The sequence below is a fragment of the Streptomyces sp. NBC_01498 genome (assembly GCF_036327775.1).
Lineage (GTDB): Bacteria > Actinomycetota > Actinomycetes > Streptomycetales > Streptomycetaceae > Streptomyces.
Genome location: NZ_CP109598.1, coordinates 7,051,499 through 7,074,155, shown reverse-complemented (window position 1 = coordinate 7,074,155; position 22,657 = coordinate 7,051,499). Strand labels below are relative to the sequence as shown.

Annotated in this window: 20 protein-coding genes; 8 read left to right on the top strand and 12 right to left on the bottom strand. The window is 72.6% G+C overall.

Annotation, left to right across the window (positions count from 1 at the left end):
• Position 1: 1 nt before the first annotated feature.
• Both OG875_RS30070 and OG875_RS30065 read right to left on the bottom strand, forming a co-directional pair.
• Entirely contained in the window at positions 2–1,405 is a 1,404-nt protein-coding gene (locus OG875_RS30070) for an ABC transporter substrate-binding protein (protein WP_330177386.1), read from the bottom strand.
• A 2-nt stretch (positions 1,406–1,407) separates the two neighbouring features.
• Entirely contained in the window at positions 1,408–2,487 is a 1,080-nt protein-coding gene (locus OG875_RS30065) for a LacI family DNA-binding transcriptional regulator (RefSeq protein ID WP_330177385.1), read from the bottom strand.
• Between the two features lie 454 nt (positions 2,488–2,941).
• Here OG875_RS30065 and OG875_RS30060 point away from each other — a divergent pair, with 454 nt between their 5' ends.
• The 3 genes from OG875_RS30060 to OG875_RS30050 all read left to right on the top strand — a co-directional run bounded on the left by OG875_RS30060 (position 2,942) and on the right by OG875_RS30050 (position 6,071).
• The gene (locus OG875_RS30060; protein WP_330177384.1) at positions 2,942–4,165 is read left to right on the top strand and encodes a hypothetical protein; all 1,224 of its coding nucleotides are present in this window, start codon (positions 2,942–2,944) and stop codon (positions 4,163–4,165) included.
• Between the two features lie 448 nt (positions 4,166–4,613).
• Positions 4,614–5,132, top strand: coding sequence for a lytic polysaccharide monooxygenase auxiliary activity family 9 protein (locus OG875_RS30055; protein WP_330177383.1), 519 nt, complete (start codon positions 4,614–4,616; stop codon positions 5,130–5,132).
• Positions 5,133–5,405: 273 nt separating this feature from the next.
• Complete coding sequence (locus OG875_RS30050; RefSeq protein ID WP_443079301.1) at positions 5,406–6,071, top strand: chitinase; 666 nt, start codon at positions 5,406–5,408, stop codon at positions 6,069–6,071.
• Positions 6,072–6,172: 101 nt separating this feature from the next.
• Here the strand turns inward: OG875_RS30050 and OG875_RS30045 are convergent, their stop codons facing one another.
• Positions 6,173–6,583: a DUF3592 domain-containing protein gene (locus OG875_RS30045; protein WP_330177381.1), complete on the bottom strand. Its 411-nt coding sequence runs from the start codon at positions 6,581–6,583 to the stop codon at positions 6,173–6,175.
• Between the two features lie 204 nt (positions 6,584–6,787).
• Complete coding sequence (locus OG875_RS30040; RefSeq protein WP_330177380.1) at positions 6,788–7,108, bottom strand: hypothetical protein; 321 nt, start codon at positions 7,106–7,108, stop codon at positions 6,788–6,790.
• Positions 7,109–7,216: 108 nt separating this feature from the next.
• On the opposite strand from OG875_RS30040, the gene OG875_RS30035 reads away from it, so the two are divergent.
• Complete coding sequence (locus OG875_RS30035; protein WP_330177379.1) at positions 7,217–7,381, top strand: hypothetical protein; 165 nt, start codon at positions 7,217–7,219, stop codon at positions 7,379–7,381.
• Between the two features lie 117 nt (positions 7,382–7,498).
• Here the strand turns inward: OG875_RS30035 and OG875_RS30030 are convergent, their stop codons facing one another.
• From OG875_RS30030 to OG875_RS30000, 7 genes are all read right to left on the bottom strand, one after another.
• Positions 7,499–7,960 carry a DUF5954 family protein gene (locus tag OG875_RS30030; protein WP_330177378.1) on the bottom strand — a complete coding sequence of 154 codons (462 nt, stop codon included), beginning with the start codon at positions 7,958–7,960 and terminating at the stop codon, positions 7,499–7,501.
• 65 nt (positions 7,961–8,025) lie between these two features.
• Positions 8,026–8,880, bottom strand: a complete 855-nt coding sequence (locus OG875_RS30025; protein WP_330177377.1) for an NmrA family NAD(P)-binding protein — start codon at positions 8,878–8,880, stop codon at positions 8,026–8,028.
• Between the two features lie 106 nt (positions 8,881–8,986).
• Entirely contained in the window at positions 8,987–10,477 is a 1,491-nt protein-coding gene (locus OG875_RS30020) for a UDP-N-acetylmuramoyl-L-alanyl-D-glutamate--2,6-diaminopimelate ligase (protein WP_330177376.1), read from the bottom strand.
• 507 nt (positions 10,478–10,984) lie between these two features.
• The gene (locus OG875_RS30015; RefSeq protein WP_330177375.1) at positions 10,985–11,980 is read right to left on the bottom strand and encodes a DUF2510 domain-containing protein; all 996 of its coding nucleotides are present in this window, start codon (positions 11,978–11,980) and stop codon (positions 10,985–10,987) included.
• Positions 11,981–12,100: 120 nt separating this feature from the next.
• Positions 12,101–13,519 (bottom strand): carboxyl transferase domain-containing protein, encoded by a 1,419-nt coding sequence (locus tag OG875_RS30010; protein WP_330177374.1) that lies wholly within the window; start codon positions 13,517–13,519, stop codon positions 12,101–12,103.
• Positions 13,512–14,966: an acyl-CoA synthetase gene (locus tag OG875_RS30005; RefSeq protein ID WP_330177373.1), complete on the bottom strand. Its 1,455-nt coding sequence runs from the start codon at positions 14,964–14,966 to the stop codon at positions 13,512–13,514. Before OG875_RS30005 ends, OG875_RS30010 begins: the two co-directional genes overlap by 8 nt.
• A 73-nt stretch (positions 14,967–15,039) precedes the next feature.
• Complete coding sequence (locus OG875_RS30000; protein WP_330177372.1) at positions 15,040–16,332, bottom strand: SLC13 family permease; 1,293 nt, start codon at positions 16,330–16,332, stop codon at positions 15,040–15,042.
• Positions 16,333–16,501: 169 nt separating this feature from the next.
• Here OG875_RS30000 and OG875_RS29995 point away from each other — a divergent pair, with 169 nt between their 5' ends.
• Positions 16,502–17,209 (top strand): FadR/GntR family transcriptional regulator, encoded by a 708-nt coding sequence (locus OG875_RS29995; protein WP_330177371.1) that lies wholly within the window; start codon positions 16,502–16,504, stop codon positions 17,207–17,209.
• A gap of 535 nt (positions 17,210–17,744) precedes the next feature.
• Positions 17,745–18,386 (top strand): histidine phosphatase family protein, encoded by a 642-nt coding sequence (locus OG875_RS29990; RefSeq protein ID WP_330177370.1) that lies wholly within the window; start codon positions 17,745–17,747, stop codon positions 18,384–18,386.
• A 144-nt stretch (positions 18,387–18,530) separates the two neighbouring features.
• Here OG875_RS29990 and OG875_RS29985 read toward each other — a convergent pair whose 3' ends face one another.
• Positions 18,531–19,727 carry a fatty acid desaturase family protein gene (locus OG875_RS29985; protein WP_330177369.1) on the bottom strand — a complete coding sequence of 399 codons (1,197 nt, stop codon included), beginning with the start codon at positions 19,725–19,727 and terminating at the stop codon, positions 18,531–18,533.
• A 422-nt stretch (positions 19,728–20,149) separates the two neighbouring features.
• Here OG875_RS29985 and OG875_RS29980 point away from each other — a divergent pair, with 422 nt between their 5' ends.
• Entirely contained in the window at positions 20,150–20,950 is an 801-nt protein-coding gene (locus OG875_RS29980) for a TetR/AcrR family transcriptional regulator (RefSeq protein ID WP_330177368.1), read from the top strand.
• A 49-nt stretch (positions 20,951–20,999) separates the two neighbouring features.
• Positions 21,000–22,562, top strand: a complete 1,563-nt coding sequence (locus tag OG875_RS29975) for an MDR family MFS transporter (RefSeq protein WP_443079300.1) — start codon at positions 21,000–21,002, stop codon at positions 22,560–22,562.
• Positions 22,563–22,657 lie beyond the last annotated feature (95 nt).

The following is a 22,657-nucleotide window of genomic DNA, read 5'->3' as shown; positions in this document are numbered from 1 at the left end:
CTCAGTACTCGTCGAGGAGGGAGGTGATGTCCCGCGAGAGCCGGGGCACCGCCTCGCCGGTGGGTTCGCGGCCGAAGACGACCGAGCGCGTCCAGCCGTCCCGGAGCGCCTGCCAGATGTCGATGGAGCCGGCGACGGCGGGGACCTCCACGGTCCGGTCGGCCTGGTCGGCGAACGCCTTGTAGTCGGGGTTCTCGGCGAACCAGTCGGCGTACGTACGCGGCAGGTCGGGGCGCATCGGCATCTGGCCGGTGGCGGCGAGGAACGCGCCGTCCTGTTCCCGGGAGGTCGCGAACTTCAGCAGGTCCCAGGCGGTGGCGCGGTTCTCGCACGCGCTGAACATGGCCACGGACTTCTGGTCGCTGAAGGTCGATATCTCGGAGGCGGGGCGCCCGTCGGAGGTGGGCACGGGGACCACCCCCCAGTCGATGCTGTCCTTGTACGTGGCGACGGCCCAGGGTCCGACGGTCGACATGGCGGTCCTGCCGCCGCCGAGGGCGTCGCCGGGGAAGGTCTCGTTGGGGGCGAGTTTCTCCTGGTAGATGGTCCGCCAGAAGTCGAACACGCGGAGCCCGGCGGGGCTGTCGAACTGCGGCTCGCCGTTCTCGACCAGGGGCTTTCCGCCGCTCTCGGCGATGAAGGCCGGGTAGAAGTCGAACCAGGACTGGAAGAACTCGGAGGTCGGCGCGGGCCAGATCGCCGCGTCGGCGGCGCCGCTGTCCCGAATCGTCCGGGCACTGTCGAGGAACTCGTCGTACGTGGCGAGCCGAGGGTTCTCCGGGTCGAGTCCGGCCTTACGGAAGATGTCCTTGTTGTAGAGGATCATCACCGGGTTGCTCTTCCACGGCAGCTGGTAGTAGGAGCCGTCCTCGGAGCGGTACTGCGCGGCGCGGGGGCCGGTGCGGGTCTCGATGTAGCTCTCGCCGCCGGGGAAGTCGTCCAGCGGGACGAGTCCGGCCTGCTTCTGGAACTGCGGTACGGAGGCGGGCGAGGTGTTGAAGACCAGACAGGCGCTGTTGCCCGCGACGATCGACGCGCTCAGGGCCTCCTCGGACGTCTTGCCGGCGGGTATCTGCTGGGCGCTGACGTGCTGGTCGGGGTGGGCCCTGTTCCAGCTCGCGATCATCTTCTCGCCCCAGGCCACCTCCTGTTCGTTGTTGGACAGCCACACGGTGACGGGTCCGCGCGCGCCGGCGGCGGTGACGCTGTCGGGGCCGGAGCGGGAGCAGGCGGCGGCGGTCCCGGTGAGGGCGAGCGCGAGGAGGACGGCGACGGCTCTCGAACGCGGTGTACGCGGGGCGGGTGCCGTACGGCGTGTCCCCGGTGCGGGCGGGGCCGGCGTCCGTGGGGTCGGGGTCCGTGACGTCGGGGTCCGTGACGTCGGGGTCCGTGGGGTGCTCGGCATGGCTACTCGCTCCGTACGGTTGTCTCGGTGGTGGCGTGCCCCGGTGTGCCGGTGGCGGCGTGTCCCGGCGCGGGGCCCATGGAGCCGCGCCGCACCAACTCCGCCGGGGGCAGGGCCACATCGTCGGACCGCCCCTCGGCGATGACCTCGTCCAGCGCCCGGACGGCGGCGGCGCCCCAGCCGAGGGCGTCGGCGCGCGCGGAGGCGAGCGGCGGGTGGGTGTACTCGGCGAGCGGCGTGTCGTCGTAGCCGACGACCGACAGGTCGCCGGGCACGGTGAGGCCGAGCCGCTGGGCGACGGCGAGGCCGGCGGTCGCGGACAGGTCGTTGGCGTAGACGACGGCGGTGGGGCGGCGGCCGGGGGCGAGCGCGAGCAGTTCCCGGGTGGCGGTCGCGCCGCCCTCGGCGGTGAACCCGCCCGGTACGACCGGGCCTTCGGGCAGTGCCGCCTCCCGCATGGCCAGCTGCCACGACTCGCGGCGGCGGCGCGCGTGGCGGAACTCCTGCGGGCCCGCGACATGGGCGATGCGGCGGTGGCCCAGGGCGGCCAGTTCACGGACGGCGGCGGCGAAGGCGGGCCGGTCGTCCAGCCCGACGGAGCACAGTCCGCCCGCCCCGCCGGGGTCGCCCACCACGACGGCGGGCAGGCCGAGTTGGCGGGTCAGCGCGGGGCGGGGGTCGTCCACGCGCAGGTCGGTGAGGAGGACGCCGTCGACCCGGCGGTCGGCGGCGAGGCGGCGGTAGGTGGCGTCCTCGTCGGCGGGGCCGGTGACGTGCAGGACGAGCGCGTCGCCGCGCCGGGCGAGCACGGACTCGATGCCCGCGATGAAGGCCGGGAAGAAGGGGTCGGCGCCGATCGCGTCGGTGTCCCGGGCCAGGACGAGGCCGATGGCCCCGGCCCGTCCGCGCGACAGCGCCTGGGCGGGGCGGCTGGGGCGCCATCCCAGTTCCTCGGCCGCGACCAGGATGCGGCGCCGGGTCTCCTCGGCGAGTCCGGGCCGGTCGTTGAGCGCGAAGGAGACGGAACTGCGCGACACGCCGGCCCGTCGGGCCACGTCGGCGATGGTCGGACGCCGGTCCATGGGGTGTCTCCCTCTGTGTCGTACGTACGTCGGTGCGGTCGGGGGCGGTGCGGTCGCGCCTCGGCGCGGTGGTGCGTGGGTGCCGTGGTGGACCGGCGCCGGGGTGGACCGGTCGCCGTGGGGCGCCAATGCCGTGGGTGCGACATCGATCGTCTAAACCGGTTCAGCTCTCGTGCAATGGCAGCACTGAAGCGGTTTGGTACCGGGGATGTCAAGGGTCGGGACGACATCGGACGTCCGGAGGACGTACGGCGGGCGGAAAGGTCACCGTCCGGGGCGGCCCGTGCCGGTGGCGCGACGAACGGCCCCTCGTATGCCGCACACGAACCACGCCCCGGATGGCGCGGGCCCGGCAGGTGTGGGTTGGTGGGAACAACGCGTGCGCACTGTTCACGCACCGTCACCGAACACGGTGCGCGCCCGCCCGTGACGTCCGACACCAGGGAGCCGCGCCATGCCGCTCGACCCCACCGCACCCACCGACGACGATCACCCCTTCGACGCACCGCCCCGCCCGGAGGCCGCCCGGCACGCCGGGTCGCTGGACCCGATCACCGAGTCCGGCGAGGAGCCCATACGCACGCTGCTCTGGACGGCCGCCACCTACCGGCCGGTGGAGGAGGTGGCCGCGCTGGTGATGCTGCTGAAGCGGACCGGCGAGGTGCCCAACCCCGGTGACGAGGCCCTGCGGGTCGCCGCCGTGACCCGCCCCATGGACGAGGTCATGCAGCTCGTCGCCCTGCTGAACGAACCGCCGCACGAGATCGACGAGGCCGACACGACACTGCGCGCCGTGGCCGTCGGCCGGCCGATCGAGGAGGTGGCGCAACTGGTGTCGTACCTCGGCACCCACGAGGACGCGCACCCCTTCGCGACCGGCCACCGGAGCGCCGGGCGCGGAAAGCCGTCGCGGTCCGGGCGACCGGACGAACCCCGCGACTCCCGTGACGTGTTCGCGCGTCCCACGGAGAACGGCGACAGCGGGAGCGAATACGGCGACGACGCCTCCCGTGACGGCGTCACCGAGGCGGAGCCCGCGGCACGGGACGCGGAGCGCGCCGTACGCGACACCGTGCGCGAGAGCAGCCCCGAACCCGAGCCCGAGCGTGTCGCGCCGTGGACGAGCGCCCCGGCCGGTCCCCGGTCCGAGGTCCCCCGGCTCGACCCGGCCCCGGGCCGCCGGACGGGCGGCGGGTCCAGGAACCGTACGGCGTCCTCCCCGCACGCCCCGCTGCGTTCGCCGCTGCGCTGGCCGGCCGCCGCCGCGCTGCTCGCCTGCGCCGTGATCCATCTGCCGACGGGCTTCGCCGCGCCGCGCTCCGGCGGGTACGCGGCCGCCGCCGCCCTCGCCGTCACCGTGCTCTGTCTGGCGGCCGGTGTCTGGGTGGCGGTGGCCGACAGCGCGCGGATCTGGGTGGTGTGCGCCACGGCGTCCGCCGGGATCATCGCCGCGCACACACTGTCGGCGCTGGGCGGCGCCGATCTGCTCCGCGGCAGTCTGGGGGCGGGGGTCGGCGGGGCGAGCCTGCTGGCCGTCGGCTGTGCGGCGGTCGCCCTGGCGCTCGCCGGCACGGCGCTGATGATCCGTCAGATGGCGCTCCAGAGGACGCTGCGACAGGCGATGCGCCGCCCGGAGCGCCCCTCGGCGCCGACGGCGGGCATCGCCGAGGACGCCTGAGCGTCCCCGTCCCGCACCCCGTCCCCCGCTCGTGGCCGGTGACCGGCCACGAGCGGGGGACGGTCGCGTGCGGCACTCCCTCGACCGGCCGGGCCGGCCGGTCCGGGTGGAATCCGGTGGGGCCGGGTGGGCCGACGGCGTACGGGGGAGCCGGCCCGTGGCGTACGGAGGGGGCTCCCGCCGTGTACGAAGGGCCGTGCCCATGGGGTACGGCGGGGTCAACTGATCGTTCTTCCAGGCCCCTTGACGTGAACGCGGCGGCCTGTATGGTCTAGGCCAAGTGGTAAAGACCTTTGCCGAATGAACGCTCCCCGCGTGCTTTCGGAGAAGGCCCGTGCCATTGCCCTTCGCGCCTCTTGGCCCCACACCTGAGAGGCCCGCCCGTGCCGTATCCAGGTCCCCCCACGGACCGGACAGCGCGGGAAGACCTGATGTGAAGGAGTAACACATGCATTCGAAGAGGAAGATGGCCGTCGCCCTCGGTGCGGTGATCGCGCCGATCGTCGCGATAAGCCTTCCCGCCGGTTCCGCGAGCGCCCACGGATACATTTCCGACCCGCCGAGCCGTCAGGCCCAGTGCGCCGCCGGAACCGTCGCCTGCGGTGACATCAAGTACGAGCCCCAGAGCGTCGAGGGCCCCAAGGGTCTGACCAGTTGCAGCGGCGGGAACGGCCGCTTCTCCGAGCTGGACGACGACGGCAAGGGCTGGGCGGTGACACCGATCGGCTCCAGCCAGAACTTCAACTGGAAGATCACCGCGCGGCACGCCACCAGCACCTGGCAGTACTTCGTCGGCGGCCAGAAGGTCGCGGAATTCAACGACGGCGGCGCGCAGCCCGGAGCGACGGTCACCCACAACGTCAACTTCGGCGGTATATCGGGCAACCAGAAGGTTCTCGCGGTCTGGAACATCGCGGACACCGTGAACGCGTTCTACACGTGCATCGACGTGAACATCGGCGGCTGACGAATTCTCCCGCGGGGCCGGTAACCACGATCCCTCCGCCGGAGAAGCCCTGACCGCCGAACGCGTTCGACCGGTGCTCCTCCTGCGCCGGAGCGGGTCCGTCCCGTACGCCGGTGAGCCCCTGATCTGCTGAAAGGGGCTCACCGGCGGCTTCCCCCCACGCCCCCACATTGCGGGCCGCGGCATGTTCCGAGGCCCGTCCAAGGAGTGAATCCCTTGCGCAAGCGCCTTATCGGCCTGTTCGCCGCGACCGCGTCGGCCGCCGCTCTCTCCCTGACGTCGCTGGCCCCTCTCTCGTCCGCCGCCGAACAGGGCGCGGCCGATTTCATCGTCAGCGAATCGCAGTTCAACCAGATGTTCCCGGGCAGGAACGCGTTCTACACCTACGGCGGGCTGAACGCCGCGCTGAGCGCGTACCCGGGATTCACCGGGACGGGCAGTGACACCGTACGCAAGCAGGAGGCCGCCGCTTTCCTGGCGAACGTCAGTCACGAGACCGGCGGGCTCGTCCATGTGGTGGAGCAGAACACCGCCAACTATCCGCACTACTGCGACGCTTCGCAGCCTTACGGCTGCCCGGCCGGCACCGACAAGTACTACGGCCGCGGTCCCATTCAGCTGAGCTGGAACTTCAACTACAAGGCCGCCGGTGACGCGTTGGGCATCGATCTGCTCAACAACCCCGACCTCGTGCAGAACGATTCCGCCGTCGCGTGGAAGACCGGCCTCTGGTACTGGAACACCCAGAGCGGTCCGGGCACCATGACCCCGCACAACGCGATGGTGAACGGCGCCGGATTCGGTGAGACGATCCGTTCCATCAACGGCAGCATCGAATGCAATGGCGGAAACCCCGCCCAGGTGCAGAGCCGTATCGACAAGTACACGCAGTTCGCCGGAATTCTCGGCGTGGAACCGGGCGGCAACCTCAGCTGCTGAACCGGCCCCGGAATTGACCCGAGGGGTGGCACCGCCGACACCGGCGGCGCCACCCCTCGCGGCACCTCTCGGGCCTCCGGCCGCCGGTCTCCGTCAGCCCGTCAGCCCGTCAGTCGCAGCGCCGTGGAGAGGCCGCCCACCAGGAACCCGAGGCCCACGAGGACGAACACCACCTGGACGCCGTGGCCGTAACCGTCGATCCGCATCCGTTCGGGGCGCAGCGGGTCGTAGCGGAGCCGCACGGGGGTGCCGGGGCGAAAGCCGCCCACCCAGGACCGGCCGTACGGGGACTCCACCTCCATGTGGCGGCCGTCCTCGGTGACCCAGCCGACCACCGGCCGGTGCGTGCTGCCGCCCTGGTGGTTGTACGACGTCTCCAGCCGCACGACGGTGCCCGACGCCCGGACCCCCTCGCGCACGAGGGCGAGGGAGCGCCAGAGGCCGACGGCGCCGATGCCGAACACCAGGGCGCCGACGACGGCGAACACGAGCGGGAACAGCTGGCCAGGCACCGGTGAACGCTCCCTCGGTCGGGCTTCGTACCGGGAGGGGGGTACGCGGCGGCACCCCGGACCCGGGTCGTACGGCACAGTCTGCCCGTCCCTGGTCGTGCGTAACGTCTCACAGGTGGCGCGGCGGGTGTCCCCGGGGGACGGACCTCGTGGCGCGGTGAGGGCGGCGGACCCAGCTACCGGGGCCCGCCGCCCTCACCGATCTCAGGCGGACTCTGTGCCGTTGATCTTCTCTATCGCCTGGCGGGCGTGTTCGCCCGGGGTGCGGCCGGCGAGCGAGGAGACCGGCGCCGGTGCCACGGCCGCGGCCCGCGCGGGCTCCTGCGTGGGCTTCGCGGGCGTCACGGCGCGGGTGCGCAGCCGGTGGGCCACCGCCTCGTCGAGACCGACCGGGCGCTGCATCTGCTTCGCCAGCCGGCCGGCCTCCTGGCCGAGCGCGGCGACGTCCTCCCACGAGAGACGGACGACGACACGCAGCTCGGCCTCACCGTCCGGAAGGGCTTGCAGATTGCTGAACTCGTTCATGGGGCGGTCTCCTCGGCATGACTCGGTCGGACGTGCACAGAGGGATACGGACCTCTCCCCCGGCGTGTTCAGCGGATTCCGGCACCGCGCCGACCCGTCCGTAGCTGCGTGCGTGCGGACCCGCGCCGCGAACTGCGGCTGGACGTGCGGGGGTTGCTGCCCGCGCTGCCCCCGCTGCCCCCGCTGCCCGCGCTGCCCGCGCTGCCCGCGCGAGGACACCCGGTCCCGGCGTCGGCCTCGTCGTCGGGACCGATACCCGTGCCGCGCGCGTGAGGAAGCGCCACCGGTCCGGCGGGCGGAACGGGTACGCCCCCGCGCACGGCCGGTTCGCCGTGCGCGGGGGCGGTCGACGGAGTACCGGTCACTCACCGGCGGCGGGGCCGGTGGAGGTCACCCACCGGCGCCCGGCCGCTCGTCCAGTTCCTCGGCGAACTCCAGGTCGCCGGCCCGGGGCGGCTGCGGGCCGTGGCTCGTCATGATGACGGTTTGTTCGACCCGTACCACCCGGAACACGTCCTCCGAGATGATCACTTGGTCGTCCCCCCGTTCCACGGCGTCGGCCGCCCTCTCGAACCGTGAGGTGAACTCCGGTCTCTCCGTGCCCCGGACGCGCAGGATGGCGCCGAGGTCGAGCCGTGCCTCCTCCTCGGAGGGCACGGCAGGGAACAACTGCCGCCAGCCCCGGTCCTCGTGGATCATGGCGGCGTAGGCCGTGTAGTAGGAGACGGACATCCGGTCGTACTCGTGGCCGTCCAGCCGGAACTCCTCGCGAAGCTCCTCCTCACGCCTCCCGACCTCCAGCAGCCGCTGGGCCGCCACGTCGTCGAATGCGTCATCTGCGCTCGCTTCCATGCCCTCAGCGTGCCGTACGGCGGGCGCCGCGCGCGGACATTCGGCCACATGCCAGGGGCATCGGGCTACATTCCGGGGGCCGGGTCCCAGACTCCCGCGCGTGCGGCCCGGGTCGCGAAATCGGTGAAGTCCCGGGGTCCCCGGCCCAGGGCCTCCTCGACGCCGTGCACCAGATGCGCGTTGCGCCCGTCGTTGATCAGTTCGAAGAGGTCGGCGAAGTCCTCCTGCGCGCCCATCTCGGACAGGAAGTGCCGGTAGGTGTCCAGGCTGACCGGTGTGTAGGCGATCTCCCGCCCGGTGGCCTCGGTCAACTCGGCGGCGATCTCGGCGAATCCGAGCAGCCGGGGGCCGGACAGCTCGTAGGTGCGGCCGATGTGACGGTCGTCGGTGAGCGCGGCGACGGCGACGTCCGCGACGTCGTCCACGTCGACGAAGGGTTCGACGGCGTCACCGGTCGGCAGGGCCAGTTCGCCCCCGAGCACCGGGTCCAGGAAGAGGCCCTCGTCGAAGTTCTGGCTGAACCAGCTGGCCCGGACGACGGTCAGGTCCGCGCCGCTTGCCCGGACCCTGTCCTCGGCGGTCCGGGCGCCCTCCTCGCCCCGCCCGGAGAGCAGCACCACGCGGCGCGCGCCCCCGGCGACGGCGCGGTCCGCGAAGGCCCCGACGGTCTCGGCGGCTCCGGGGAAGGCGAGGTCCGGGAAGTAGCAGAGGTAGATGGCGCCGACCCCGTCCAGGGCCGCGTCCCAGGTGCCGGGGTCCTCCCAGACGAAGGGGATCTCGCCGCTGCGCGAGCCGACGCGCACCGGTACCCCGCGCTCGCCGAGCGACCGTGCCACGCGCCGCCCGGTCTTGCCCGTACCCCCGGTGACCAGGGTCAGCCCCGGCTCCGTCGCCCGTGTGTGGTGCGTGGTCTGTGTCATGCCGTCAGTCAAGTACGCGGCGCGCCCGGAGGACATGGCCCGGAAGCTCACCCGCATACGCGTGCGTCCAGGCCCCCGTGCCCGGTGATTCAGCCCTGCGGAGCGATCAGCCCTGCTCGGCGGCCAGTTCACGTACGGTCGCCATGTCGCTGAACGGGATCAGCGTGTCGCCGACGGTCTGGTACGGCTCGCTGCCCTTCCCGGCGATCAGGACGATGTCGCCCTTGCCGGCCGTCGACAGGGCGAACGCGATGGCCTCGCGCCGGTCCGCGTGGCGCTCGAAGGGGGTGCCGGTGGCGACGAGGCCGGGAGCGATCTGGTCGAGGATCGCCTCGGGGTCCTCGTGGCGGGGGTTGTCGGAGGTGAGTACGCACAGGTCGGAGTGGGTTCCGGCGATCCGGCCCATCTCGGCGCGCTTGGTGGCGTCGCGGTCGCCGCCGCAGCCGAACACCGTGACGACCTGGCCGGTGGCGAAGTCGCGGATGGTGCTGAGGACCTTGTCGAGGGAGTCCGGGGAGTGCGCGTAGTCCACGATGGCCGACGCGCCGCGTGGGGTCTCGAAGCGCTCGAAGCGCCCCGGCACCGGCGGCATCCGGTCCAGTGCCGCGACCAGCCCGCCCAGGTCGTGCCCGAGGAGATGGCAGGCGGCGACGGTGGCGAGCGCGTTGGCGACGGAGTACCGGCCGGGGACGGGGATCGCCGCCGGGTACTTGCGGCCCTCGTGGTGCAGGGTGAAGCGCGTGCCGAAGGCGTCCATCGTGAGGTCGGTCGCCCGGTAGTCGGCGTCGGTGTCCAGCGCGTACGTGGTCACCGCGCCGGGCATGAGCGCGACGATCCCGGCGCCCACCGGGTCGTCGGCGTTGACGACGGCCCGCCGGCAGAGCCCCTGGAACAGCCGGAGTTTGGCGTCGCGGTACTTCGCCATGGTGCCGTGGTCGTCGAGGTGGTCCTGCGTGAGGTTGGTGAACACACCGATGTCGAGGTACGCGTGGTCCACGCGGTGCGTCAACAGGCCCATGGACGTGGCCTCCAGGACGACGGTGCTCACGTCGCGGTCGCGCATCACCCCGAGCAGGTACTGGAAGTCGGGCGACTCGGGGGTGGTCAGTACGGAGGGCGGCATGGGGATCAGTTCGTCGCCGATGCGGCTGCCGGCCGTGCCGATGACCCCGACGACGGCCTGTTCGGCGAGCCGGAGCAGGGACTCGACCATGTACGAGACGGACGTCTTGCCGTTGGTCCCGGTGATGGCGACCATGTTCATGGCGAGGCCGGGGTCGCCGTGGTAGCGGGAGGCGACGACGGCGGCGGCGATACGGGTGTCCGGCACCCGTACGACACAGACGGCCGGGTCGGACGCCCGGAGGGCGACCGGCGGTTCGGCGGTCGAGGCGTCAACCAGTACGGCGACGGCGCCGCGCGCGAGCGCGGGTCCGACGGCTTCGGGCCCGCCTTCGCGGTGGCCGGGGACGGCGATGAACAGCGATCCGGGTGACACCCGGTGGGCGTCGAAGCAGGTTCCGGCGGTGATCTCGGTGTCCGGGTCACCCCGCAGGACTTCGTGGTCGTGCCCGACGAGCAGTGCGCTCAGCTTCACAGGGGGTCCTCTCGGAGGTGCGGCGCGTCGGCCGTCCGGGGTCACCCGTGAAGGTGCCGACAGCGTGCGGGGGCGTCGCGGGGTGGGGTGGGGGGTGCCGCTCGGCCCGGTCCGGGGCAACAGGCGGCTTCGCACGAAGGGTGCGGACGAGAGGAGGACGCCCGGGGAGAACTCCCTCCGGGCGCCGGGCCGGAATGCGGCGGCGGAGTCGCTAGCCGTGGCCGTGCAGGGCGCGGCACCGCGCGCAGGAGGCCGGCGGGCGGCCCTGCGTCGCGTTACGTGTGTACCCCATGGGGGCAGTGTACGGCCCGGCGGGCCGCCCCGGTCCCTACGCCGTCCGTCGGCGGGCGCCCGCCGTCCGTCGTCAGCCGTCGGCCGTCGCCGGTCGTTGTCCGGTTCGCGGCGAGCGCGGAACGGCCCACGGACGCCGGGGGCCGGTCGGGGTGACCGGGCGCCGGCGTCCGTGGGCCGTTCGCGGTGTTCTCGGTCCGCCGCGCGGACCCGGGGTCAGACCTTCTGGCCGGCTCCGCCGCCGAACTTCGCGGCCTTGATGCCCTTGGTGATCTCGTCCATCACCGACAGCGCGGGCGCCTTGGCGTTGATGTCGAAGCCGGAGCGCACGACGATCAGGAGGCCGTCGGCCTCGGGGGCGGGCGACGGGAAGACCAGCGACTGCACGTACCCGTCGTCGCCCTTGCCGGTGACGACCTTCCACCGGACCAGATAGCCCTTCTTCCCGGCGACGGTGACCGCCTCGGACCTCAGCTCCTCGTGCGAGGAGATCTCTCCGTAGCTCTCGCCGCCGTAGGACTCCTCGGCGTTCTTCTCGATGTCGGCCTCGGCCGCCGCCTTCGCCTCGTCGGCCTTGATCTCCAGGGCGAGGGCGGGGGCGGAGTTCACCCCGCCGCGTACGCAGGTCTGGTCCGGGGCGCCGGGGCAGCGGTGTTCGCCGGTGACCACTCCGGCACCGACGGGGCCCGACTGACCCGACCAGCCGTCCGGTACCGGAATGCTGATCCCGCTGGCCAGGTCGGTGGCGTAACCCTCCTCGGTCGGGATCTCCTGCCGGGGGCCGCCCTCGCCGTCGGGCGAACCGGGATCGCCCGGGTCGCCGGGGGGCTTCGAGCCGTCCGGTGCCGGGCGGTCCCGGTCGGGCCCGCCGGGGGTCGCGGACGGGGTCGGACCGGCCTTGCCCGTCCGGTCGTCGCCGTCGGTGTTGCCGTTGAGCAGGAGGAAGCCGCCGACGACGGCCAGCACCACCACGGCGGCCGTGAGCGCCGCGGCGATCCGCCGGCCGCGTCCGCCGGCGGGCCGGGGCGGCGGCGCCGACGGGTAGGGCGGCATGCCGGGCGCGCCCGGCCCGGACGGCGCGCCCCACGCCGGTGCCGAGTCGGAGCGGACCTGGTCGGTCCAGGCCGCCCCGTCCCACCACCGTTCCTGGAGCGGGCCTGCACCGTCATGTCCTGGGTCCGGATACCAGCCCGGCGGAGTCGTCTGCGTCACCCACTCACCTTAGGCATATGGTCCGATGAAGCTGCTGAGAGGCCCATGAGAAATCGCCGGACCTCGTCGCCGGATTCCCCCGACGCTCCCGCCCACCGGCGACGGTCCCGCCCGCCGGGCTCATCCACGGGGCTCGTCCCCGTCGTCGACGCCCGTTCCCGTCGCCCCGGCCGGCGGCACGATCCCCCGGATCACCCCCAGGGACAGCAGGTCCTGAGGACGCACCTTGAGGTGACCGGCCGTCGCCCGGACCTCCCCGGGGGGCCGTTTGAGGATCGCGGTGGCGAGTTCGGGCGCGATGACGGAGAAGTAACTGTCCGGTGTGGCCCAGGTGTTGCCCGGCGCCGCCAGCGCCAGCGCGCCGCCGGAGCCGCCCTCGCCGATCACCAGTGTGGTGACCGGCACGCGTGCGGTGGCGACGGCGGCGAACAGGTCCGCGATCGCGGCGCCCGCCCCGGAGCGCTCCGCCTCGGCGTCGTTCGCGGCGCCCGGGGTGTCGACCAGGGTGAGGACGGGCAGCCCCAGCCGGTCGGCGAGCCGGATCAGCCGGGCCGCGGTGCGGTATCCGGCGGGGAGGGTCGCGGTGCCGCACTGGGCGGCGTACGCGACCGCGCGCCCGTCACGCAGGCCGAAACCGCAGAGTGTGCCGGGGTCGGTGCCGCCGCAGCGGTCGCCGTTGACGTCCTCCCGGACCGTGAAGTACGCGTCCAGGTACGCCTCGGCGCGCGGGCGCCGGGGGTCGCGGGCCAGGGTCACCGCGTCCCAGCCGGTGGCGGGCGGTCCGGTGCGGCCGAGCGCGGCGGGCGGCTCGGCCGGTGTCCCGGTGGTCGCGGTGCCGGAGACGCCGCCGGTGAGCAGGGTCAGCCAGCGGCCGACGGTCTCCCGCAGTTCCTCGGGCCGTACCACCGCGTCGATATGACCGGCCGTCAGCTGCGCCTCGGCGGTGTACGCGTACGGGTCGGCGTCCGGCGGCCTTACCCGTGAACCCGCGAAGCCGATCTGGGCGCCCGGCAGGGCCAGGATCACATCGGCGCCCGCCCCGAGGGTGGCCCAGCCGCCGCCGGTCGTCGGGTCGCGCACCACGGCGATCCGGGGCAGTCCCGCCTCCCGGGTGAGGGCCGACTGCCTTGCCACGCGCTGGAGTTGGAGAAGCGCGCGCATGCCCTCCTGCATGCGGCTGCCCCCGGTGGCGATCAACGAGACCACGGGCAGCCGCCGTTCACGGGCGTGGCGGTACGCGGCCTCCAGCCGGTCTCCGGTGCGCTCACCCAGCGAGCCGCCGAGGAAGCCGAACTCGAAGGAGATGAGCACCACTTCGGTGCCGCCGACGCGGGCGGTGCCGCAGACGACGGACTCGTCCTCGCCGGTGCGCGCGGTCGCGCGGGCGCGAGCCGCGTCGTACCCCTGCCAGGCGAGGGGTCCGTCCGGCGCGGCGGAGTGCTTCGGCGGGGGCAGTTCGGTGAAGGAGCCGGGAGCGCCCCCGGTGGTGGTGCCGATGAGCGCGGCGACCGCCTCCCGGGCGCTCGGGCGGTCAGCCATTCAGGGCCCGCTTCATGATCTTGCCCATGTCGTTGCGGGGCAGCGCGTCCAGGTAGCGCACGGTGCGGGGCCTCTTGTGGGAGGCGAGCTGCGCGCCGACGTGCGCCGCCAACTCCTCGGCGGAGGGCGGGGATTCGGCCTGCGCGGGAACGATCCAGGCGACGATCCGCTCCCCCAGGTCGTCGTCCGGCTCGCCGGTGACGGCGGCCTCCCGGACGCCGGGATGCTCCAGCAGCACGTTCTCGATCTCGCCCGCGCCGATCTTGTAGCCGCCGCTCTTGATCAGGTCGGTGGCCTTGCGGCCGACGATGCGGACATAGCCGTCGGGGTCCCGGACGGCCATGTCGCCGGTACGGAACCAGCCGCCGTCGAAGGCCGCGTCGGTGGCATCGGGGCGGTTCAGATACTCGGTGAACAGGTTCGGGCCGCGCACCTGGATCTCGCCGACGGTCTCGGGGTCGTACACGGTGATCTCGGCGCCCGACTCGTCGACGAGCCGCAGGTCCACCCCGGCCAGCGGGACCCCGACGGTACCGGCGCGCGGTTCGCCGTCCGCGCGGACACTGGTGTTCATCAGCGTCTCCGTCATGCCGTAGCGCTCGACGACCCGCCGTCCGGTGGCCGCCGCGATGCGCTCGTGGTCGTGGACGGGCAGCGCCGCCGATCCCGACACCAGCAGGCGGGCCCCCTTGAGGGCCTCGGCGAGCGCGGGGTCGTCGGCGAGCGCCTCGGCGAGGCGGTGGTACATCGTCGGTACGCCGAACAGCATCGTGGCGCCCGAGGACAGCTCGCGCGCCACACCGTCCGTGCTGAACCGTCCGAGGTGGCGCACCGATCCGCCGCGCCGCAGCGGGCCGAGGATGCCGAGGATCAGCCCGTGGACGTGGAAGAGGGGCAGCGCGTGGACGAGGACGTCGTCCTCGGTCCACTGCCAGGCGTCCTCCAGCGCGTCCAGCGTGGCGGCGACGGCGCGGCGCGGCAGGACGACGCCCTTCGGGGGGCCGGTGGTACCCGAGGTGTAGACGATCAGCGCGGGCGACTCGGGCGGCGGCTCGGCGGGCAGCGCGGGGGCCGCGGTGGTGGTGTCCACGGTCGCGGGGACGTCGGTGTCGACGCGCGCCAACCCGGTGAAGACGGGGGGCAGTTCGGCGGCGCTTTCGGCGAGAACGAGGGTCGGTGAGCTGTCCGTGACGATGTGGGTCAGTTCCCGTTCGCCCGTCCTGGGGTTGACCGGGACGACGGGCACGCCCGCCAGCAGCGCGGCCACCACGCCCACCGCCGTGCCGAGGGTGGGCGTGGCCCAGACGGCCACCCGTGGCGCCCCGGCGATCCTGACGGCCAGGGCGCCCGCGAGCGACGCCAGTTCGGCGTGGCTCAGCGCCTGGTCGCCGAAGCGGAGCGCGGGGCGGGGCGACGTCGCGACGAGGGCCGGGAAGAGAGGGGACACGCGTCGTTCTCCTTGCTGTCGACGAGGCTGACCGGTCCGTCCGGGGGGACGGGTCGTCCGGGCGGTGGCGGGCTCATCCGAAGCCCGGCACCACCATCACCAGCCATACGGCTGCGGGTACGACTGCCACCACGATGCCTCCGTACACCATCAACTGCCGGAAGAAACGCTCCCGGTCGACATCGGGCGCGGCGGCCAGCACCAGGGCGCCGTTCGTGGAGAAGGGGCTGACGTCCACGACGGTCGCCGAGACGGCGAGCGCGGCTATCATGCCGACGGCTCCGATCTCGCCCTGGGCGAGGAACGGCACGGCGAGCGGGATGAGCGCGCCCATGATGCCGACGGAGGAGGCGAAGGCGGAGATGACGGCGGCGATGTAGCAGAGCAGGACGGCGGCGAGCAGCGGCACCCCGATGTCGCCGACGGCGTTGCCCGCGTACTCGATGGTGCCCATCTCCTCCAGGACGCCGACGTAGGTGAGCACACCGCAGATGAGCAGTACGGTCGGCCAGGCGACCTCGCCCACGGCCTTGCGGCTGGTGTCCGGCCAGAAGGCGCTGAGGACGACGGCGAGGGTGATGGCGGTGAGCCCGGCGTCGAGGTCGAGCACCAGGACGGCGACGACCAGGGCCGCGAGGGCGGTGAGCGTGGCGGTCCGGGCGGCGTTCAGGCGCGCGCTGTCGGCCGTCAGGGGTCCGGCGCCGGACTCCGGGCCTGTGGTGTCCTCGCCCTTCTCCCGTTCCTCGGTGCCGAGGTCACGGCCGGTCAGTTTCAGGCCGCCGAACAGGACGAACACGATCGCGGCGATGATCAGGTTGACGACGAGCGAGGCGAGGAAGAGGACGAGCGCGTTCCCCGGCAGGTTCTCGCGCTCCACCACGCCGTTGACGATCGACCCGTAGATGCTGATGGGCGAGAAGCCGCCGGCCTGGGCGCCGTGCACGACCAGCGCGCCCATCAGCAGCGGACTGATCCCGTACCGCGCGGCGAAGCTCAGCGCGATCGGCGCGACGATGGCGACGGCCGCCGGGCTGACGGCGCCGATGGCGGTCAGTGCCCCGGTGAGGGCGAACATCACCCAGGGGATCAGGGCTGTCCGGCCGCGTACGAGCCGGATCGAGGCGTGCACCAGCCAGTCGGTGGTGCCGTTGGCGCGGGCGATGGCGAAGAGGTACGTGACACCGACGAGCACCACGAACAGGTCACCGGGGAATCCGGCGAAGATGCCGTCGGCGTCGAGGCCGGCGACGAGTTCGCCGACTCCGAACGCGGCGGCGAAGGCGAGCGCGCCCATGTTGATCGAGCGGGTCGTGGCGATCACGAAGACGACCACGAGTACAAGGATCGAGATCAGTTCGGCGGACATCGGGGGCTCCCGTCCCTGGGTCCCGTTGACGAGCGGCCAATCGTTATTGGCCAAGTGGCTGGACCACTTTGGACAGGGGCCCGGCGGGGCGTCAAGGGATCTGACAGGAATTGGCTCAGCCACTTGGCCGCCGGTGTTAGGCTGCGGACGACCAGGTATGGGGGTTCGTGTGTCCGACGCACTGCGGCCGATGACCAGGCCGCGACTGTACGAACAGGTCCTCGACAGGCTCCGTCTCCATGTGGCGGACGCCGGGCTGCGCGCCGGCGACCGGCTGCCGCCCGAGCGCGAACTCGCCCAGCGGCTGGGAGTCAGCCGGGCGTCCGTGAAGCAGGCGATCGTCGTCCTCGAAGTGCAGGGGCTGGTCGAGGTACGGCACGGCGGAGGCACCTATCTCGTCCGCGACAGCCTCGACGCCGAACCGGTCGAGCGGCTCGTGGAACGCAAACGTCTGCTGCCCGACGTCCTGGAGGCGCGCGAGGCGCTGGAGACGAAACTCGCCGAACTGGCCGCCGAGCGGCGGACGGCGGAGGATCTGGCCGCGCTGCGTGCGGCACTCGACCACATGGCGGCGGAGATCGAGGCGGGCGAGCACGGCGCGGAGGGCGACCGGCTCTTCCACACCGCCGTGACGGCCGCCGCCCACAGCGGTCTGCTGGCCGAGTTCATGCGGTCCATCGCGGAACGGATCGCCGAGAGCCGCAACGAGTCGCTGCGCCAGCCCGGCCGCCCCCAGCGTTCGCTGACCCAGCACCGGGCGATCCTCGACGCGATCGAGGCGGGCAACGGGAAGGCGGCGGCGACGGCCATGCGGCGGCATGTGCGGACGGTGGCGAAGGTGCGCCTGCTCGACTGGAACCCGGGTGACGACGCCTGAGCCGTACGACTCGCCCGAGCCGTACGGCTCCGCTTCCGGGCCCGGAAGCGGAACGGGAGCCGGCGTCCGGTCCGGCGTGCGCCGCACCGCGCCCGCTCGGGGCGTCGGCCCGAGCGCCGGCGAGGTCGCCGAAGCGATCCGTGCGGACACCGTCGCGGCCCGCGGGTCCGTCAAGCGGGCGACGACGAGCCTCCCGGACGCGAGGAGCCCCGGCTGGTTCGGGGGACGTACCAGCCGGGGCCGTTCAAGAGGGTCGCGGAGCCGGAGTCGTACCGACCACGCCCTCATGTGAGTGAACGATCAACCATGGCGGAATGTTCCCTTCCCCTTCCACTTGCTCGTCGTGGCGGTCCGGTGGGCCTCACCACGGGCCCCCGGGACCGCGCCGGGCGCGCCCCGGGGTGGGGAGCCGCCCGTAGTGGGATCGTGGTGCCGTACGCCGGGCGGCGCCTCCCCGGATCCCGGAGCACCGGGGCCCCGGGACGCGAGCGCCCCCGGGCGTCAGGGCCTCGGCACGAACGAACGGATGGCACCCATGGGCGAGTTGATCCTGATCAGGCACGGCGAGACCGAGTGGTCCCTCTCCGGGCAGCACACCAGCCACACGGATCTCCCGCTCACCGCCCACGGTGAGAATCAGGCGCGCGCCCTGGTCCCGCTGCTGGCCGACCGGCAGATCGCCACGACCCTGGTCAGCCCACTGGCGCGGGCCCGGCGCACCGCCGAACTCGCGGGGCTGCGCTCCACCCGTATCTCCCCCGACCTGCACGAGTGGAACTACGGCGCGTACGAGGGCGTGACCACCGAGGAGGTCCGCCGCACCCGGCCGGACTGGGACCTGTGGACCGACGGGTGCCCGCCGGGGCCCGGCGGGCAGCCCGGTGAGAGCCCCTCCGACGTCGGCGAACGGGCGGACCGGGTACTCGCCGAGGTCCGGGCCGCCGCCGGGCGGGCGGAGGACGAGGACGTCGCGCTCGTGGCCCACTCGCATTTCCTGCGGGTGCTCACGGCGCGCTATCTGGGGCTCTCGGCGGCCGAGGGCGCGCTGTTCCGGCTGGAGACGGGCACGGTGTCACGGCTCGGCACCGAACACGGCGACCCGGTGGTCACCGCGTGGAATCTGGTGCTCCCCGCGAGCCTGCTGCGCACGGTCCAGGACCTCCCGCACACCGTCTGACGGCAAGCCGCGCAGAGCGTGGCCGGGCACGTACCCGCGCACGCGAACGGGCCGGCAGCTTCTCGCCGCCGGCCCGTTCGCATGTCCGGTCGTTCGCGTGTCCGGTCGTTCGTGTGTCCGGTCGTTCGTGTGTCCGATCGTTCGCTACGCGTCGATCTCGACCTTGGCCGTGACGTCCGCCGTGGTGTCGGCAGCGGCCGTGGTCCCGGCGTCGGCGCGCCCCTCGGCCTTCAGCCGGGCCTTCGCCGCCGCCTGGTCCGCCCTGATCGGCGCGCCCGCGTCGTGCAGGCTGCGCAGCGCCTGGCGGTACGAGGTGATCAGCCCGGTCTCCAGGTAGCTGACGCCCAGTTCCTCGCAGTGCTGCCGGACGATCGGCTGCGCCTCGCGCAGCTGCGGCGACGGCATGTTCGGGAACAGGTGGTGCTCGATCTGGTAGTTGAGACCGCCCAGCGCGACGTCGATGAACCAACCGCCGCGTACGTTGCGGGAGGTGAGCACCTGTCGCCGCAGGAAGTCGGGCCGGTCGTCACCGGTCAGGGTGGGCATGCCCTTGTGGTTGGGCGCGAAGATCGAGCCCAGGTAGAGGCCGAACAGGCACTGGTGCACGAGGAGGAACGCGATCGCCTTGCCGGGCGGCAGCACCACGAACAGCGCGCCGAGGTAGAGCGCGAAGTGCGTGAAGAGCAGGAGGCCCTCCGACGTGCGCTGCTTCAGCGAGCGGTCGGCCAGCGCGCGCACACCGGCGACGTGCAGGTTGAACCCCTCAAGGGTGAGCAGCGGGAAGAACAGGAACGCCTGCGACCTGCCCAGCAGTCGGGGCAGACCCTTGGCGGACTTCGCCTGGCCCTGGGTCCACACGAAGATGTCCGGGTTGACGTCCGGGTCGAGTTCCTCGTGGTTCGGGTTGGCGTGGTGCCGGGAGTGCTTGTCCTGCCACCAGCCGTACCCCATGCCGATGGCGAGGTTCCCGGCGAGTTTGCCCGCCCGTACGCTCGCCTTGCGCAGCCGGAACACCTGACGGTGCCCCACGTCGTGGGCGAGCAGGGCGACCTGGCCGAAGGCGGCGGCGAGGAAGGCGGCCACGGCCAGCGTCCACCAGCTGTCGCCGACGAGCGCGAAGGCGACCCAGCCGGCCGCGAAGAGACCGGTGACGACGGATCCGCGCAGCGCGTAGTACCAGGGGCGCCGGCGCATCAGACCCGCCGCGGCGATCTTCTTGGAGAGGCGGGCGAAATCGCTGCCCGTCTCCGCGCGCGCCTGGTCCGCGGCCTCACCCGCGAGATCGGCGCCTGGTTCCCGTACAGCGGAGTCCTCCGCGGTACGGGTGGTGTCGACTGACATACGGCCATGCCTTTCGGAAGTGTCACGACCGTGTGCCGGTGGATGACGGCTCGGCAGGCAGGGTGGCCGGTGAGGAACACAAGCCCAGGGGGACATCGCTGCCGGGTCGTGGACGGGTGGGCAACTGCGGCACACGGCGCGGTCGCCGCGTGCGGTGGGACTGGACCACTCCGGCGACGCGACTACTGGGTATGGCCGCTGCGAATGCCGCTGACTCCCCCACCGGGAACCGGTGCCGCTGCCCAGTCGGGGACAGCCGGTCGTCAGGGGCTGGGGCTCCTGCCGGTCAGTGTAGCCTGTGCGCCATTTGCGCTGCTTACACCGAGCCGACACCCGGTCGCAAACCATTTCCGACCAGCGCGGACAGTATTCCGGCCGACCGGGCCGTTAATAATTTTGCAGAGACTGCACGTTTGCATACCATGCGAGGCGTGACGACCAAGGGTGCCGGAGCGGGTCTCCGCGAGCGCAAGAAACAGGCCACGCGCGCCGCGCTGGCCGAGGCGGCCGTACGGCTGGCCGCCGAGCACGGAGCCGAGCACGTCACCGTCGAGGCCATCAGCAACGCCGCCGGTGTCTCGCCGCGCACCTTCTTCAACTACTTCGACAGTCACGACGACGCGTTCGTGATGATGGACACACAGATCGGGGAGCGCGTCCGGCGCGCGGTGCGCGACGCCCCCGCCGGACTCGCTCCGCTCGACGCCGTACGCGAGGCCATGGCGGCCGAACTGGCCGACGTGGAGCGGCGGCACGAGGTCTGGGGCCTGCGTGCCAAGGTCCTCAAGAAGTCCCCGCACCTGCTCGCCCGGGGCCTCGGTCTGCACATGGCCGAGGAGCGCGACCTGGCGCGGACGATCGCGCACCGGCTCGGTCCGTCCGCCGGCTGCGCGGCCGGCGACCGGGCCACCGACGGCGACGACCCCGCCGGCACGGACGCCGGACCCCGGGTGCGCGCCGACCCGGACGGCGCCACCGGCGCCGGGCCGGCCGCCGGCGCCGACACCTGTGACGAGGACGGCATCGCGCTGTACCCCCGGCTGCTCGCCGCCGTCGCCGGCACGGCCGTACGCGTGTCGATCGAGCACTGGTACGCGCACTCCCCGCCGACCCCGTTCCCCGACATCTTCCGGGAGGTCTTCACGCACCTGTCCGCAGGACTGCGCCGACCACCCGCCCAGACCGGCGACCGTCGCTCCGACGGCCGTTCCACGGAATCATGAGAAGGCCACCGTGACCGCAATCGAGGCGCCCGACCAGGCGCCCACCTCCATGACCAACAGACAGATACTCCAGGCCATGTCCGGTCTGATGGCGGGCATGTTCGTCGCCATCCTGGCGGGCACGGTGGTGGCCAACGCGCTGCCGCGCATCATCGCCGACCTGGGCGCCAGCCAGTCCGCGTACACCTGGGTCGTCACGTCCGAACTGCTCGCGATGACCGCGACGGTGCCCCTGTGGGGCAAGCTCGCCGACCTCTACAACAACAAGCTGCTCCTCCAGCTCTCGCTGGGCATGTTCGTCATCGGCTCGCTGCTGGCCGGATTCTCGCAGGGCGTCGAACTGCTCATCTTCAGCCGCGTGATGCAGGGCATCGGCGCGGGCGGTCTGACCGCCCTCGCGCAGGTCGTGATGGCGGCCGTGATCCCGCCGCGCCGGCTGGGCAAGTACGCGGGCATGTTCGGCGCCGTGTTCGCCGTCGGCACCGTCGCGGGACCGCTGGTCGGCGGGGTCATGGTCGACACGTCGTGGCTCGGCTGGCGCTGGTGCTTCTTCATCGGGGTGCCGTTCGCGCTCCTCGCGATCGCGCTGCTCCAGCGGACGCTGCACCTGCCCACCGTCCGCCGGGACGTGAAGATCGACTACCTGGGCGCGTTCCTGATCGTCGCCGGTGTCTCCGCGATCCTCATCTGGACCTCGCTGGCGGGCAACCAGTTCGACTGGGCGTCCTGGCAGACGGCCGTGCTGACCGGCGGCGGTGTGCTGCTGCTCGTCGGCGCCGTCTACGTGGAGTCGAAGGTGCCGGAACCGGTCATCCCGCTCGGCATCTTCCGCAACCGCACCGTCACGCTGACCACGATCGCGAGCCTGCTCGTCGGTGTCGCGATGTTCGGCGGCACCGTCTTCCTCTCGCAGTACTTCCAGATATCCCTCGGCAAGTCGCCCACGGTGGCCGGGATGATGGGTCTGCCGATGATTCTGGGTCTGCTCGTGTCGTCCACCGTCGCGGGGCAGCTCATCAGCGCCACCGGCAGGTGGAAGGTCTATCTGGTCGCGGGCGGCATCATCATGACCGCCGGTCTGGCGCTGCTGTCGACCATCGACGCAGACACCGGTTTCGGACTGCTCAGTCTCTACATGGTCGTCCTCGGTGTCGGTGTCGGTCTGCTGATGCAGAACCTGGTCCTCGCGGCCCAGAACGACGTCCCCGCCTCCGAGTTGGGCGCCGCCACCTCCGTGCTGTCGTTCTTCCGCAGCATGGGCGGCACCATCGGCACCAGCGTTCTCGGCGCGATCCTCGCCAACCGCGTGGCGTCCGAGATGGCCAAGAGCATGGGAGCCGCCGGTGGCGGGTCGGGCGGAACGAGTGACGCCGTCCCGGACGTCACCGAACTCCCGGCGCCGGTACGGGAGATGGTGGAGCACGCGTACGGTCTGGCCACGGCTGAACTGTTCCTGGTCTCCGCACCGTTCGCGGCGCTCGCGCTGGTGGCCGTGCTGTTCATCAAGGAGAAGCCGCTCAAGACGACCAGCGGCATGGAACGGCTCGCCGAGGAGGCCCGGCAGAAGGTGGCCGACGGTGACAAGCCGTCCTCGCCGAGCCCGGTGAGCTGACGGCACCCGCACCTGACGAGGGCGGTCGTTCCCCCTGTCGCCGGACGGCGTCGCGGGGAACGGCCGCCCTCACGGCGTCCGGCCCGTGGTCACGC